At 50.8% G+C, this 13,718-nt stretch carries 18 protein-coding genes; 6 read left to right on the top strand and 12 right to left on the bottom strand.

Going from position 1 to position 13,718, the window contains the following annotated elements; genetic code table 11:
- Positions 1-14: 14 nt before the first annotated feature.
- The gene (locus tag A31E_RS02125; protein WP_001033611.1) at positions 15-1,292 is read left to right on the top strand and encodes an MFS transporter; all 1,278 of its coding nucleotides are present in this window, start codon (positions 15-17) and stop codon (positions 1,290-1,292) included.
- A 100-nt stretch (positions 1,293-1,392) separates the two neighbouring features.
- Here the strand turns inward: A31E_RS02125 and rplI are convergent, their stop codons facing one another.
- From rplI to rpsF, 4 genes are read right to left on the bottom strand one after another with little or no spacing between them, the layout of a single operon-like run.
- Positions 1,393-1,842, bottom strand: a complete 450-nt coding sequence (rplI, locus tag A31E_RS02130) for a 50S ribosomal protein L9 (protein ID WP_001196062.1) — start codon at positions 1,840-1,842, stop codon at positions 1,393-1,395.
- A gap of 41 nt (positions 1,843-1,883) precedes the next feature.
- Positions 1,884-2,111: a 30S ribosomal protein S18 gene (gene rpsR / locus A31E_RS02135; RefSeq protein WP_000135199.1), complete on the bottom strand. Its 228-nt coding sequence runs from the start codon at positions 2,109-2,111 to the stop codon at positions 1,884-1,886.
- A gap of 4 nt (positions 2,112-2,115) precedes the next feature.
- Positions 2,116-2,430: a primosomal replication protein N gene (priB, locus tag A31E_RS02140; protein ID WP_001517634.1), complete on the bottom strand. Its 315-nt coding sequence runs from the start codon at positions 2,428-2,430 to the stop codon at positions 2,116-2,118.
- A gap of 6 nt (positions 2,431-2,436) precedes the next feature.
- Positions 2,437-2,832, bottom strand: a complete 396-nt coding sequence (rpsF, locus tag A31E_RS02145) for a 30S ribosomal protein S6 (protein ID WP_001216676.1) — start codon at positions 2,830-2,832, stop codon at positions 2,437-2,439.
- 326 nt (positions 2,833-3,158) lie between these two features.
- On the opposite strand from rpsF, the gene yjfY reads away from it, so the two are divergent.
- On the top strand, positions 3,159-3,434 hold the full coding sequence (yjfY, locus tag A31E_RS02150) for a DUF1471 family protein YjfY (protein ID WP_000492914.1): 276 nt from the start codon (positions 3,159-3,161) through the stop codon (positions 3,432-3,434).
- A 129-nt stretch (positions 3,435-3,563) separates the two neighbouring features.
- Here the strand turns inward: yjfY and ulaF are convergent, their stop codons facing one another.
- From ulaF to ulaA, 6 genes are read right to left on the bottom strand one after another with little or no spacing between them, the layout of a single operon-like run.
- A complete protein-coding gene (gene ulaF, locus A31E_RS02155; protein ID WP_001170833.1) occupies positions 3,564-4,250 on the bottom strand; it encodes an L-ribulose-5-phosphate 4-epimerase UlaF in 687 nt (228 codons plus the stop codon).
- Entirely contained in the window at positions 4,250-5,104 is an 855-nt protein-coding gene (gene ulaE / locus A31E_RS02160) for an L-ribulose-5-phosphate 3-epimerase UlaE (protein ID WP_016249505.1), read from the bottom strand. Before ulaE ends, ulaF begins: the two co-directional genes overlap by 1 nt.
- 9 nt (positions 5,105-5,113) lie before the next feature.
- Positions 5,114-5,764: a 3-keto-L-gulonate-6-phosphate decarboxylase UlaD gene (ulaD, locus tag A31E_RS02165; RefSeq protein ID WP_000056742.1), complete on the bottom strand. Its 651-nt coding sequence runs from the start codon at positions 5,762-5,764 to the stop codon at positions 5,114-5,116.
- Positions 5,765-5,777: 13 nt separating this feature from the next.
- Entirely contained in the window at positions 5,778-6,242 is a 465-nt protein-coding gene (ulaC, locus tag A31E_RS02170; protein ID WP_000776497.1) for a PTS ascorbate transporter subunit IIA, read from the bottom strand.
- 9 nt (positions 6,243-6,251) lie between these two features.
- Positions 6,252-6,557, bottom strand: a complete 306-nt coding sequence (gene ulaB / locus A31E_RS02175; RefSeq protein ID WP_000218363.1) for a PTS ascorbate transporter subunit IIB — start codon at positions 6,555-6,557, stop codon at positions 6,252-6,254.
- A 15-nt stretch (positions 6,558-6,572) separates the two neighbouring features.
- A complete protein-coding gene (gene ulaA / locus A31E_RS02180) occupies positions 6,573-7,970 on the bottom strand; it encodes a PTS ascorbate transporter subunit IIC (RefSeq protein WP_016249504.1) in 1,398 nt (465 codons plus the stop codon).
- 354 nt (positions 7,971-8,324) lie between these two features.
- Between ulaA and ulaG the strand changes: the two genes are divergently transcribed.
- Positions 8,325-9,389, top strand: a complete 1,065-nt coding sequence (gene ulaG, locus A31E_RS02185) for an L-ascorbate 6-phosphate lactonase (protein ID WP_001517631.1) — start codon at positions 8,325-8,327, stop codon at positions 9,387-9,389.
- Positions 9,390-9,496: 107 nt separating this feature from the next.
- Complete coding sequence (gene ulaR, locus A31E_RS02190) at positions 9,497-10,252, top strand: HTH-type transcriptional regulator UlaR (RefSeq protein ID WP_016249503.1); 756 nt, start codon at positions 9,497-9,499, stop codon at positions 10,250-10,252.
- Here ulaR and yjfP read toward each other — a convergent pair.
- Entirely contained in the window at positions 10,249-10,998 is a 750-nt protein-coding gene (gene yjfP, locus A31E_RS02195; RefSeq protein ID WP_016249502.1) for an esterase, read from the bottom strand. The two genes, ulaR and yjfP, sit on opposite strands and share 4 nt — an antisense overlap.
- Positions 10,999-11,179: 181 nt before the next feature.
- Between yjfP and bsmA the strand changes: the two genes are divergently transcribed.
- Together bsmA and yjfN are read left to right on the top strand one after the other, a co-directional pair.
- On the top strand, positions 11,180-11,509 hold the full coding sequence (gene bsmA / locus A31E_RS02200) for a biofilm peroxide resistance protein BsmA (RefSeq protein ID WP_000254648.1): 330 nt from the start codon (positions 11,180-11,182) through the stop codon (positions 11,507-11,509).
- 148 nt (positions 11,510-11,657) lie between these two features.
- Positions 11,658-11,933 carry a DUF1471 family protease activator YjfN gene (gene yjfN / locus A31E_RS02205; RefSeq protein ID WP_016249501.1) on the top strand — a complete coding sequence of 92 codons (276 nt, stop codon included), beginning with the start codon at positions 11,658-11,660 and terminating at the stop codon, positions 11,931-11,933.
- A gap of 90 nt (positions 11,934-12,023) precedes the next feature.
- Here yjfN and A31E_RS02210 read toward each other — a convergent pair whose 3' ends face one another.
- Positions 12,024-13,649: an isovaleryl-CoA dehydrogenase gene (locus A31E_RS02210; protein WP_001517629.1), complete on the bottom strand. Its 1,626-nt coding sequence runs from the start codon at positions 13,647-13,649 to the stop codon at positions 12,024-12,026.
- Between the last annotated feature and the right edge of the window lie 69 nt (positions 13,650-13,718).

Below are 13,718 nucleotides of genomic sequence, written 5' to 3'. Positions count from 1 at the left end.
TAAAAGGTTTAAACATGAATAAAATAAAGAATTATCGGTGGCATATGATTGCCCTCGTATGTTTTATCACTGTAATCAATTATCTGGACAGAACTGCATTAGGTATTGCGGCTCCAACCATTATGGAGACCACCGGAATAACCAAAGAGCAATATTCATGGATCGTCAGTGCGTTCCAGTTGGCCTATACATTAGGGCAACCGGTGATGGGTTTCTTTATTGATACCGTTGGTCTGAAATTAAGCTTTGCGATTTGCGCCGCAATCTGGGGCCTGGCGACAATGGGTCATGCACTGACCGGAACATGGTCAGGTCTGGCATTTATGCGCGCCCTGATGGGGTTCAGCGAAGCATCGGCAATTCCGGCGGGTGTTAAAACAGCATCAACATGGTTCCCGGCAAAAGAGCGCGGTGTGGCTACGGGGGTTTTCAATATGGGAACTTCACTCGGTGCAATGCTTGCGCCACCGCTGATTGCCTGGTGCATTATGTTTCATAGCTGGCAATTTGCGTTTATTGTCTCGGGTAGCCTTGCTTTGCTCGCGGCTATATTTTGGTTCTTTTGTTATAAAGATCCGAAAGATGCCAAACGCCTTTCTGATGAAGAGCGTCAATATATTGAATCAGGACAAGAGCAGCATCTTAAAACAGGTAAAAAAGAAAAAACGTCAATCAAACATATCCTCAGCCAACGTAATTTCTGGGGTATCGGCATCGCGCGTTTTCTCGCAGACCCGGCATGGGGAACCATTAATTTCTGGGTGCCTATATTCTTCGTTGAAACGCTGCATTTTAGCCTGAAAGAAATTGCCATGTTTGTCTGGCTACCTTTCCTGCTGGGCGACCTCGGCTGTTTAGCCAGCGGTTTTGTGGCGAAGTTCTTCCACGATCGCGGCGTGAGTTTAATTAACTCGCGAAGAATTACCTTCACTATTGCTGCGGTCATTATGATGACAATCGGCCTGGTGAGTATTGTCGAAAATCCCTACATTGCCGTATTGCTGATTAGTATTGGCGCGTTCTCGCATCAATGTCTTTCTACTGTTGCGGCAACACTGGGCGGCGATTTGTTCAAAAAAGATGAAGTTGCCACCGCCGTTGGTATGGCGGGTGCCTGTGCGTGGAGTGGTCAGTTGATTTTCAACCTGTTTATCGGGGCATTCGTTCACATTATCGGCTTCGCGCCGTTCTTTATTGCTCTGGCTTTCTTTGACATCCTGGGGGCAATTGCGCTGTGGGCGCTTATCAAAGTCAAAGATGAAGAACCGCACGTACAATTAGCTACGAGCTAATATTTAAGATGAGTGCGCTGTAATTATGGTTATGGCGCTTCAACAATAAAGCAAAACGCCGGCACATGGCCGGCGTTTTTACGTCTCGTTGAATAACGAATTATTCAGCTACTACGTTTACGATCACTTTCGCGAATACTTCGCTGTGAACCTGGAAGCTTACTTCGTGTTCGCCAGTGGTACGCAGAACGCCGTTCGGCAGACGAACTTCGCTCTTAGCCACTTCAACGCCTGCTGCAGTTACAGCGTCAGCGATGTCGCGAGTACCGATGGAACCGAACAGTTTACCTTCGTCGCCAGCTTTAGACGCGATGGTAACAGTTTCCAGTGCATTGATTTTCTCAGCGCGAGCATTAGCTGCTGCCAGAACTTCAGCCAGTTTAGCTTCCAGTTCAGCGCGACGTGCTTCGAAGAATTCAATGTTTTTCTTGGTAGCTGGAACAGCTTTACCCTGTGGTACCAGGAAGTTACGAGCGTAGCCCGCTTTAACATTTACCTGATCACCCAGGCTACCCAGGTTTGCTACTTTATCAAGCAGAATAACTTGCATTACCTTATCCTCTCAAAGTCGTATTAATGGACCGTGACCGATTACTGATGGCGATCAGTGTACGGCAGCAGGGACAGGTAGCGAGCGCGTTTGATAGCGCGAGCCAGCTGACGCTGGTATTTTGCACGGGTCCCGGTGATACGGCTTGGGACAATCTTACCGCTTTCGGTGATGTAGTTTTTCAGCGTAGCGATATCTTTATAGTCGATCTCTTGAACGCCTTCCGCGGTGAAACGGCAGAACTTGCGACGACGGAAATAACGTGCCATATGGCTAGTCTCCAGAATCTATCAATTCAATCTGCTCGGCATGCAAAACCATTTTGCTCAGACCGTTCTTTGCCTTGTGGCATGAAATGAACCCCTGAACGGTTATGCGACTGCCGACCGTTATACTGTGAGTAATGGCCTGGTTTTCGTGTCCGCTAATAATAACGGGCATTTGGCACCACGCCTGCCGATGAAAACCGGCTTCCTCCTGCACAGAACGATGCTCAAGCACGAACTGGCAGTGAGGAATTCCTGATGGACTGACCTTTCGAAGGGGCATCCTGCACACGGTGCCGGACAACACCAGACGGTTGGTCATCAGAAATTACTCTTCAGAATCCCCAGCTTCAGCATCATCAGCGGTTTCGTTTGCGAAATCATCGCGACGCTCACGGCGCTCGTCTTTCGCTTTAACCATCGGAGATGCTTCGGTAACGGCGTGCTTAGTACGCATTACCATGCTACGGATAACGGCGTCGTTGAAGCGGAAGGTAGTTTCCAGCTCATCGATCACTTCCTGCGGCGCTTCAACGTTCATCAGAACGTAGTGAGCTTTGTGCAGTTTGTTGATCGGGTAAGCCAGCTGACGGCGGCCCCAGTCTTCCAGACGGTGGATCTTGCCTTCTGCACCAGTGATGGCAGCAGTGTAGCGCTCGATCATGCCCGGAACCTGTTCGCTCTGGTCAGGATGGACCATAAAAACGATTTCGTAATGACGCATCGAATTGCTCCTTACGGATTATTCAGCCTCCTGTCTGGGTCAGCCGCAGCCCATGGAGGCAAGGAACGTGTTAAAGGGCGGCTGAAAAATGACGCGTTATAGTACTGGTATACCCCGCTAAACTCAAGGCCAGCCGACAAATAATTCTCATCTTTCGCTAAATCGTACTAACCCGCTGATTTGAAGTTCATCACATTCCATTACGGTGTTTTTTTGAACAACTGCATCAGAAATGGTCACCATCAACTTCTTTATCATTGATTAAAATTAAATCAGAAGATCATCACAGAGGAGCGCATACAAAGACAGCCGTCGAGGAGGTATTTATGTTCAGTCGTGTTTTAGCCCTTCTGGCTGTGCTTTTGCTAAGTGCAAATACATGGGCAGCCATTGAAATCAATAACCACCAGGCCAGAAATATGGACGATGTGCAGAGCTTAGGCGTGATTTATATCAATCATAACTTTGCCACTGAAAGTGAAGCACGTCAGGCATTAAACGAAGAAACCGACGCGCAGGGCGCAACGTACTACCACGTGATTCTGATGCGGGAACCGGGGAGTAACGGCAACATGCACGCCAGCGCGGATATTTATCGCTAGCACCAGGTATAACCAACGAAACATTGTCATAGTTTGCATTGCCCCCTTCACCGGGGGCTTTTTTATGAAAAACGGCTGCGGAATCAGACCAGTTATCTCCCGAAGAAGTATATTTCCGCAGCGCGTGTTTTACTTCTGCCCGTAATAAGCGTTGGGACCATGCTTACGCATAAAGTGCTTATTCATCAGATAACTATCGATGGGATTCAGTTGCGGGTTAATGCCGCGCGCAATCCACGCCATTTTCGCCACTTCTTCCATCACCACCGCATTATGCACCGCATCATGAGCGTCTTTACCCCAGGCGAACGGCCCGTGCTGGTAAACCACAATCCCCGGCGTATGCAGCGGCTCGGCATCGCCCAGCGTTTCGATGATCACTTTGCCGGTGTTCAGTTCATACTCGCCCTGCACCTCTTCTTCGCTTAATCCGCGCGTACACGGAATATCGCCAAAGAAATAGTCAGCGTGTGTGGTGCCTAACGCCGGGATCGCCATCCCCGCCTGCGCCCATGCGGTGGCATGGGTTGAGTGGGTATGCACGATTCCACCGAGAGATGGATAACGACGGTAAAGCTCGAGATGCGTTGCAGTGTCTGACGATGGACGATACTGCCCTTCCACCACATTGCCACTCATGTCAACCACCACCATATCGTCCACTTGCATGGTTTCGTAGGCGACGCCGCTGGGCTTAATCACCACCAGCCCGCGTCCGCGATCAATGGCGCTAACGTTGCCCCAGGTAAAGGTCACCAGTCCGTAACGCGGCAGATCCATGTTGGCTTCAAATACCTGCTGTTTCAGCTTTTGCATTATGCGGCCTCCACCATGCCCGCTTTGGCCATGCGCGCTTTCACCCAATCACGCGCTTTCGCCACTTCTGCCGCCGGGTCTTCCGCCGTTTCGCTCCACATCTCAATCAGATAAGGCCCGCAATAACCACTCTGTTTGAGCGTTTCAAAGCAACGTTCGAAGTCCACCACGCCTTCGCCAAACGGCACATTTTTAAAGACGCCCGGTTTGGTGTCTTTCACATGCACCGCGACGATGTGCCCTATTCCAGCCTGTAATTCCATCTGCACGTCGTTATCCCACGCCGACAGGTTGCCGATATCCGGATAGAGCTGGAACCACGGGTTGTTGAGATAGTGTGCATAGCCCAGCGCCTTGCTGATGGAGTTCATCAACGGGTAATCCATGATCTCCATCGCCAGCGTCACCTGCGCACGGCTCGCCATCTCAACACTCTCTTTCAGCCCTTCGCGAAAACGACGACGCGTTTCGTTATTGGCTTCCTGATAGTAGACGTCATAGCCCGCCAGTTGGATCACGCGAATGCCGACATCCTGGGCGAACTGGATAGCTTTACGCATAATCTCCAGCCCCTGCGCCCGCACTGTGTCATCTTCGCTGCCCAGCGGAAAACGACGATGGGCAGAAAGGCACATGGACGGTACGCGCACGCCAGTTTCAACAATCGCATTCACCAGCGTCAGACGTTGTTCGCGGCTCCAGTTAAGGCGAGACAGGCGAGCGTCCGTTTCATCTACTGACATCTCAACAAAATCGAAGCCCAACGTTTTTGCCAGTTGCAACCGTGCCAACCAGCACTCCCCGGTGGGGAGTGCTTTTTCATAGATGCCAAGCGGGATTTGTTTGGACAACATATCCGCTCCTTAGCCCCACAGTTGGGCGATGGAACGTTTGAACTGACGCGCAGCTTCAACCGGAGACGCGGCATCACGGATGCTACGACCAGCGATAAAGACATGAATCGGAATACCTTTGAACAGTGGCAAATCTTCCAGCGCCAGGCCACCGGTAATGGTTACTTTGAAGCCCATATCAGAAAGGCGTTTGATCGCGGCGATATCTGATTCGCCCCAGCCTACACCGGCTGCTTGCGCATCACGGCTGCGGTGATACACCACCTGCTGGATGCCCGCTTCACGCCATGCATCCGCCTGTTCCCAGGTCCAGAAACCAGTCAGTTCAATCTGTACGTCGCCGTTAAACTCTTTTGCCACATCCAGCGCGCCTTTGGCGGTGTTGATATCCGCACAGCAAATCACGGTGACCCAGTCAGCGTTGGCTTCAAAGCACATACGAGAAAGGATTTTGCCCGCATCAGCGATTTTGGCGTCTGCCAGCACAATCTTGTGTGGATAGAGTGCTTTCAGATCGCGCACCGCACGCACACCTTCCCCCATACACAGAATGGTGCCCACTTCGATAATATCGACTTCTTCAGCAATCAGACGAGTGGTTTCATAGGCGCTATCCATAGTCTGGTTGTCCAGCGCGACTTGCAACATGGGTAATGACATCTTCAATTCCTTCTTAAGCAGCCGCGTTGGTGCGGTCAATTAAATCCAGTACTTCCTGCTCGGTACGGCAGGCGCGTAAACGGTCGAAATTCTCTTCATCTTCAAACAGGTTGACGATTTGCATGATGCCCACTTCCTGATGAGTATTGGCATCGACTGCCGCCATCGTGATGAGGATATCCACCGGGTCGTTATCTTCGTGGTTGAACTCCAGCGGCTTTTTCAACGTCACCAGCGCAAAACCGGTTTTCTTAACCCCCTCTTCCGGGCGTCCGTGTGGCATTGCCAGGCCTGGCGCGAGCACAAAGTACGGGCCGTGCTGTTCAACCGCATCCAGAATCGCCTGGTAGTAACGCGGCTCAACAACATCCGCCGCCACCAGCAGGTCAACGCCAATTTTTACCGCGTCCTGCCAGGTCTCTGCTTCTGCCTGCAAACAGATAGATTTATTTTCTGCCAGCGAATCACGTAATTTCATGGCGCGTCCTTACTTCATGTCCTGCGGGAAATGTTCTTTGATCACTTCCAGCAGTTTCGGGCCAAAGTCTGTGGGTGAGAGCATGTTGCGCACGCCAACCACATATTTGTTGCCGGTAACAGTGATTTCGCCCGCAATATGGGTAGAAGCGATGATGATATCCGCGCCGCTCAACTCGCTTTTGTACTCGCCAACCGCGCAGCTATTTACCGTGTGGTCAATGTTTGATTGGGTTAAAAACTGGTCCACTTTCATTTTCATGATCATGGAACTGCCTTGTCCGTTGCCACACACAGCCAGAATACGTACGGTCATAATCAAAACTCCTTATTAAGCAGACTGTTCTGCCAGTTGTTTTTCTGCATCTTCTTCTGCGCGCAGCGCGCGGCCAGCGAAGTACATATAAGCCAATGCAATAACGATGATGACGGCCATAAAGGCGATACCGATGGAGAAGAAGCCCTGCATCATCGGCGGTGCCAGAATCGACCAGTCCGCCATGCCCATCCAGGCACTCATACCGGTGAGTTTCACCGCCCAGACGCAGCCAAAGATTTCAATCATCCCCATCACCAGACAAATCTTCAGCGCCGCACGCCAGCCGCCGAAGTGGTTCGCGAATACGCCGATGGTGGCGTTGGAGAAAAACATCGGGATAAAACCAGGAATGATCAGAATCGCGGAACCGCAGGCGACCAGAATACCAACCGCTATTAGTTGCCCGATGGTGCCCCACATAAAGCCCCAGACCACGGCATTCGGCGCAAAGCTATAGATAGCCGCACAGTCAATCGCCAGAACCGCACCCGGGATCAGACGCTGGGAGATACCGTTAAATGCTTCAGAGAGTTCCGCGACAAACATGCGCACGCCCTGAGTAATGATGAAGATCGCCACCGCAAAGGAGAAACCGGTTTGCAGGATGTACACCACCCAGTTCACTTTGCCTGCCATCGCCTGCACGGTATCGATACCGAAAGAGAGCAGAATGGCACCAAAGAAGATGGTCATCACAATCGCCGTGGAGACGATGTTGTCGTGGAAAATGTTCAGCCAACCGGGCAATTTGAGGTCTTCAACGCTTTCCTCTTTTTTGCCCAAATACGGCGCGACCTTATAGGCAAGCCAGGAAGCAAACTGCTGTTGGTGACCGATGGAGAAACCGCAGCCGTCCGTCACTTCCTGAGTCGGCTTGTACATCATGTTGGAGGTGATGCCCCAGTAAAGCGAAACCAGAACCGCAGTGCAGATAATGGTAGTCCACATGGAGTAGCCGAAAATAAACAGCGTGACAGCTATCAGACCCGCCTGTTGGAACATGATGTGGCCGGTCAGCATGATGGTGCGAATACCAGTAATGCGACGCAGCAGCACGTAACAGATGTTTAGCGCCAGTGCCAACAACACCGCATAACCCACCCAGCTATAGGCATCGCCCATACGCTCAATAGTTGCCATCATCGATGCGTAGGTATCTGAAATCGCGCCATTAATGCCATAGACTTCCGACATTTTTGCCACCACCGGTTTAAAAGTGCTGGTCAGGATGCCGGACCCTGCTTGCAGCAACATAAAACCGATAATCGTTTTGATGGTGCCTTTGATAATCACGCTGACGCTTTTACGCAGCAGGATGTAGCCCAGGCAGGTCACAATACCCAACAATAACGGGGCATTGGTCATGACCTGGTTAAAGAACACGGTAAAGATGCTGTAGAGGATCTCCATAACGATCTCCTGAAGAAGAGGTAACCGGGAATTCCGCACACCCGGAATGTTGTGCACTCACTCTAATTTTCAAAAATAATCACAACAAGATTATTTGTGATTAAATGTGACGCGGCACGCAAATAATTCCACATAGAAAGTATGGTGTTCACAAGACGAAACAATTACTCATTTAAATTCATTTAGTTAATTAAATTACACACTCCTTTAAATCTTTCCATACTCAAAATCATCAACAACGCTTTCGGTGAAAAGTCAAAAAATGGTCATTGCCTTCCTGAAAAAACAGTGTCAGGATTAATCAAAACCAATCACACATTGATTCAAATTGAACTATCATGAAGGTAAATGGCGATGAGTAAAGTGAAAAGTATCACCCGTGAATCCTGGATCCTGAGCACCTTCCCGGAATGGGGTAGCTGGCTGAATGAAGAAATAGAGCAAGAACAGGTCGCACCAGGCACCTTTGCGATGTGGTGGCTCGGCTGCACCGGGATCTGGTTGAAATCGGAAGGCGGCACCAACGTGTGCGTCGATTTCTGGTGCGGTACTGGCAAACAAAGTCACGGTAACCCACTGATGAAACAGGGTCACCAGATGCAGCGCATGGCAGGGGTGAAAAAACTGCAACCGAACCTGCGCACCACACCATTTGTCCTTGATCCGTTTGCCATTCGCCAGATCGACGCTGTGCTGGCGACTCACGATCACAACGATCATATCGACGTGAACGTCGCTGCAGCCGTAATGCAAAACTGCGCCGACGATGTGCCATTTATCGGGCCGAAAACCTGTGTGGATTTATGGATTGGCTGGGGCGTGCCGAAAGAACGCTGCATCGTGGTCAAACCAGGCGATGTGGTAAAAGTGAAAGACATTGAAATTCATGCCCTTGACGCGTTCGACCGTACTGCACTGATTACCCTGCCTGCGGATCAAAAAGCGGCTGGCGTACTGCCGGACGGGATGGATGATCGCGCAGTGAACTATCTGTTCAAAACGCCGGGCGGTTCCCTGTATCACAGCGGCGACTCCCACTACTCCAACTACTATGCAAAACATGGTAATGAGTATCAGATCGATGTGGCGTTAGGATCTTACGGCGAGAACCCGCGCGGTATTACCGACAAAATGACCAGCGCCGATATGTTGCGTATGGGTGAAGCGTTAAATGCAAAAGTGGTGATCCCGTTCCACCACGATATCTGGTCAAACTTCCAGGCCGATCCGCAGGAAATTCGCGTACTGTGGGAGATGAAAAAAGATCGTCTGAAGTATGGCTTTAAGCCGTTTATCTGGCAGGTTGGCGGCAAGTTCACCTGGCCGCTGGATAAAGACAACTTCGAATACCACTATCCGCGTGGTTTTGACGATTGCTTCACCATTGAACCGGATCTGCCGTTCAAATCGTTCCTGTAATCCGTCGCTTTTACCGGATAGCGTGGAGATGTTCCCGCTATCCGGCGTAGTATTTCCTGGCTATTTCAAATATCATCTAAAAAAATCAAATTTTATCGGAATAGCTCATGACTGAAGCACAAAGACATCAAATCCTCCTGGAAATGCTCGCACAATTGGGCTTTGTGACCGTAGAGAAAGTTGTTGAGCGCCTGGGAATTTCGCCTGCTACCGCACGACGGGACATTAATAAACTCGACGAGAGCGGCAAACTGAAAAAAGTGCGCAATGGCGCGGAAGCCATCACCCAACAGCGTCCTCGCTGGACACCAATGAATCTCCACCAGGCACAGAACCACGATGAAAAAGTGCGTATCGCCAAAGCGGCATCGCAACTGGTCAATCCGGGCGAAAGTGTGGTCATCAACTGTGGTTCCACCGCATTCCTGCTCGGAAGGGAAATGTGTGGCAAGCCTGTGCAAATCATCACCAATTATTTACCGCTGGCAAATTACCTGATCGATCAGGAACATGAGAGCGTGATCATCATGGGCGGGCAGTACAATAAAAGCCAGTCCATCACCTTAAGCCCGCAGGGCAGTGAGAACAGCTTGTATGCCGGCCACTGGATGTTTACCAGTGGCAAAGGGCTGACGGCAGAAGGGTTGTATAAAACCGATATGCTAACAGCGATGGCAGAGCAGAAGATGCTGAGCGTGGTGGGGAAACTGGTGGTTCTGGTCGATAGCAGCAAGATTGGTGAGCGCGCGGGTATGCTCTTTAGCCGCGCCGATCAAATCGATATGCTGATCACTGGCAAAAATGCTAACCCGGAAATCCTGCAACAACTGGAAGAGCAAGGGGTCAGCATTCTGCGCGTTTAAAGATGCTGGCGGAAAAATTTCACCGCGGCATCTAACGCTTCTGGCGTAATGCGATGACGCACGCCTGGCTGCCATGAACAGGTTAACTGTTTATCCAGCCCCGCTTCTCTTAGTGCCTGCTGCAAACGTACTGATTCGTCGGCAGGTACGACATCATCATCAAGACCATGCCATAAGAGCAGTGGTCTGTTTCCCAGCTCTTCCCGGTGGTTTGTCGCTTCCCACTCCACCAGCGGAGCGATAATGTTATTAAATTCGCGCTGCTGCGCTGCCGTTTCAGGTATCAGCGGTGGAAACAGTGAACGGGCAAGCGATGTGAAATAGCCCGATCCCATCATGCTGGCGGTACATTTCACCGTGGAGTGGCGAGCGGTAATTCCCAAGGCCGTCATCGCGCCCATCGATGCGCCGCCGACTGCCAGACGGTCATCAAGCAGCCAGTTTTCTTTAACAATAGCCGCACGTAATGGCGTAAATTCTTGCATATTTTGCCGCAATATTTGCCAGAACTGATTTAACCGTCGCGGTGTGTCGCCACTAAAACGGATACCGTGATCGGGTGCGTCTGGCATGATTACCCGCATACCGGCCTGTGCCAGCGCAACGGCAAAATAGCTATACACCAGACTGGATGAAGTAAAACCGTGATAAAAAATCACGCACGGTAACGGAGTTTCTTTTTGCCCAACGGGATAAGCATGTAGAACGGGAATATCTGCCAGTACGCGCGATTCTAATTCAATCATCTATTCCTCCTTTTTGTCTGGTATGACATGAAGAAATCCTTAGCACAAGTTTCCGCTGGCAGTATTAGTTCATAATGTTGAGATATGGGTTACGCTTTCACCACGTTTTCATTCGAAAATCGCGTACCAGGTAACAATTCGGGAACATTCCCCCAAAGTTAAATTAATAAGGCACTACACTATGGTTAGCAGGAAACGTAATAGCGTTGTTTACCGGTTTGCCAGTTTATTATTGGTGTTGATGTTAAGCGCCTGTAGCGCACTGCAAGGTACGCCACAGCCAGCGCCACCAGTAACGGATCATCCGCAGGAAATTCGCCGCGACCAAACCCAAGGGCTACAGCGAATTGGAACGGTAAGCACAATGGTCCGTGGCTCACCGGATGACGCATTAGCAGAAATCAGAGCGAAAGCTGCCGCGGCAAAAGCTGATTATTACGTCGTCGTAATGGTGGATGAAACCATTGTGACAGGACAGTGGTATTCACAAGCCATTTTGTACCGTAAATAAATCAGACAACTTATACAGTAAGCTTTACATTGCTTTGCGTCCCTATGCGTTTACCTGTGCACAATAAATTACCGGCTGGAAGCTCGGGCGTTTATTACCGCGATGGAATGCCCTGCAACATGTGGGGAAACGAAAAATGGAGCTGACGATGAAACAATTACTTGCCTCACCCTCGCTGCAATTAGTTACGTGTCCCGCGAGCGCCACGGCACAGTCTGCAGAATTCGCCAGTGCTGACTGCGTGACGGGCCTGAATGAAATAGGTCAGATCTCAGTTAGCAATATTTCAGGGGATCCGCAGGACGTGGAACGTATCGTGGCGTTAAAGGCCGATGAACAGGGGGCGTCATGGTATCGCATTATTACCATGTACGAGGATCAGCAGCCCGATAACTGGTGTGTACAGGCGATACTGTATGCATGAGTGTTATCAACAGCGAATGAACAATGCCGGATGCGGCGCGAGCGCCCTATCCGGCCTATAAATTCTATATATTTCATTAAGCGTAAACGCTTACAAACACACACCACCAGTCGCCCGCAGTAACAAATCATTCTGGATCTGCCCTGACAACCGCACACCACCGCGCGTATCTAACATCATCTGACACCACGCCTGCGCCATTGGCGGAGAAGCATATTTCAACATTTGCGCGCCACTACCCAGCAAGAATAGCTGATGAGTAATCTCTCGCCCCAGCTCTTCAGACGGTTTGCGCAGTTGCTGCTGTAAACGACGAACCGCGCGATCAAAATAGCGATCCTGTCCTTTCACTTCCATAAACGCTTCCGTCAATAACTCGTATACGCCAGCCTGCTTATTAAGAACGCGCAGCACATCCAGACACATAATATTGCCGGAGCCTTCCCAGATACTGTTCACCGGCATCTCCCGGTACAGCCGCGGCAACTCGCTCTCCTCGCAATAGCCAATACCGCCCAACACCTCCATCGCTTCGGCCACAAATGGGACGCCACTTTTGCAAATCACAAACTTCGCTGCTGGCGTAAATAAACGCGCCCACAGGGCTTCTTTAGCATCGGCACGCCGATCCCACGCCCGTGCCAGACGAAACAACAGCGCCGTTTGCCCTTCAAGCTGAAGCGCCATGCGACTTAAGACATGACGCATAAGGGGCTGTTCGATCAACGGATTGCCAAATACATGTCGTTGATGAGCGTGATAAATCGCCAGCGAAAATGCACGGCGCATCATGGCATGGCTACCCAGGGCGCAATCAAAACGCGTCATCCCGCCCATTTTCAGGATCAGGCGGATGCCTTCTCCCTCCTGGCCTAACAGCCAGCCGATAGCATCCTGAAACTCCACTTCGCAACTGGCATTAGAGCGATTGCCCAGCTTATCTTTCAGGCGTTCCAGGCGAATCGCGTTACGTTGTCCATCAGGCAAAAAACGCGGCACAAAGAAGCAGGACAATCCGCCCGTGGTCTGTGCCAGCACCAAATGCGCGTCGCTTTGCGGCACCGAGAAAAACCATTTATGCCCCACCAGCCGATAAGAACCATCGTCCAGACGCTCTGCCCTGGTAGTATTGCTCATCACATCAGAGCCGCCCTGCTTTTCTGTCATTCCCATGCCAATCAACAGACCGCGTTTTTGCCCGCCTGGCAGCAAATGGGAATCGTAGCGATCGCTCAACAGCGGCGTGGTCCAATCCTTGAATGGTGCAGGTAACATCTGCAATAACAATGGGGTGGCGGCAAAAGTCATGGTTATCGGACATAACGATCCGGCCTCAACCTGTGCGTGCAACATAAAACGCGCCGCGCGCGCCACAAATGCGCCAGAACGAGCATCTTCCTCCCAGGCCAGATTGTGCACCCGATTGGTACATAGTGCCTGCATCAGCAAGTGCCATGCCGGATGAAAACGCACATCGTCCAGACGGCGTCCCTGAGCATCGTAGCGCAACAATTCTGGCGGATTCACATTCGCCAGTCGCCCCAGTTCAAGGGATTCAGCCGTCCCTAACTGCTGACCAATACTGGCGAGAAAATCACTATCCCAGCCCGCACCTTCACGTGTTACCGCTTCGCAAAGCGCGCCATCGGACAGGTATAGATTGCTGTTATTTAAAGGTATCGGTTGATTAAAAACGGTGTGAGTTTGCCAGTGCACTGTGTCTCCCTCCATCAATGGCAGTCACCATTAGTATGGTCACTGCCACGGATTCCTGACAGAAAGAGA

The organism is Escherichia sp. KTE159, from assembly GCF_000408805.1.
Classification (GTDB): Bacteria; Pseudomonadota; Gammaproteobacteria; order Enterobacterales; family Enterobacteriaceae; genus Escherichia; species Escherichia marmotae.
The sequence above is the reverse complement of the archived record's forward strand: the minus strand, read 5'-3'. Positions and strand labels throughout refer to the sequence as shown.

What these genes read in the sequence shown, in the direction of transcription:
- ulaA (WP_016249504.1), bottom strand. Translation starts at nt 7,970, where the DNA reads ATGGAGATCCTCTACAGCATCTTTACCGTGTTCTTTAACCAGGTCATG.
- ulaB (WP_000218363.1), bottom strand. Translation starts at nt 6,557, where the DNA reads ATGACCGTACGTATTCTGGCTGTGTGTGGCAACGGACAAGGCAGTTCC.
- rpsR (WP_000135199.1), bottom strand. Translation starts at nt 2,111, where the DNA reads ATGGCACGTTATTTCCGTCGTCGCAAGTTCTGCCGTTTCACCGCGGAA.
- yjfN (WP_016249501.1), top strand. Translation starts at nt 11,658, where the DNA reads ATGAAACAATTACTTGCCTCACCCTCGCTGCAATTAGTTACGTGTCCC.
- ulaC (WP_000776497.1), bottom strand. Translation starts at nt 6,242, where the DNA reads ATGAAATTACGTGATTCGCTGGCAGAAAATAAATCTATCTGTTTGCAG.
- rplI (WP_001196062.1), bottom strand. Translation starts at nt 1,842, where the DNA reads ATGCAAGTTATTCTGCTTGATAAAGTAGCAAACCTGGGTAGCCTGGGT.
- ulaE (WP_016249505.1), bottom strand. Translation starts at nt 5,104, where the DNA reads ATGTTGTCCAAACAAATCCCGCTTGGCATCTATGAAAAAGCACTCCCC.
- A31E_RS02125 (WP_001033611.1), top strand. Translation starts at nt 15, where the DNA reads ATGAATAAAATAAAGAATTATCGGTGGCATATGATTGCCCTCGTATGT.
- priB (WP_001517634.1), bottom strand. Translation starts at nt 2,430, where the DNA reads ATGACCAACCGTCTGGTGTTGTCCGGCACCGTGTGCAGGATGCCCCTT.
- ulaF (WP_001170833.1), bottom strand. Translation starts at nt 4,250, where the DNA reads ATGCAAAAGCTGAAACAGCAGGTATTTGAAGCCAACATGGATCTGCCG.
- ulaR (WP_016249503.1), top strand. Translation starts at nt 9,497, where the DNA reads ATGACTGAAGCACAAAGACATCAAATCCTCCTGGAAATGCTCGCACAA.
- ulaD (WP_000056742.1), bottom strand. Translation starts at nt 5,764, where the DNA reads ATGTCATTACCCATGTTGCAAGTCGCGCTGGACAACCAGACTATGGAT.
- yjfP (WP_016249502.1), bottom strand. Translation starts at nt 10,998, where the DNA reads ATGATTGAATTAGAATCGCGCGTACTGGCAGATATTCCCGTTCTACAT.
- yjfY (WP_000492914.1), top strand. Translation starts at nt 3,159, where the DNA reads ATGTTCAGTCGTGTTTTAGCCCTTCTGGCTGTGCTTTTGCTAAGTGCA.
- rpsF (WP_001216676.1), bottom strand. Translation starts at nt 2,832, where the DNA reads ATGCGTCATTACGAAATCGTTTTTATGGTCCATCCTGACCAGAGCGAA.
- bsmA (WP_000254648.1), top strand. Translation starts at nt 11,180, where the DNA reads ATGGTTAGCAGGAAACGTAATAGCGTTGTTTACCGGTTTGCCAGTTTA.
- ulaG (WP_001517631.1), top strand. Translation starts at nt 8,325, where the DNA reads ATGAGTAAAGTGAAAAGTATCACCCGTGAATCCTGGATCCTGAGCACC.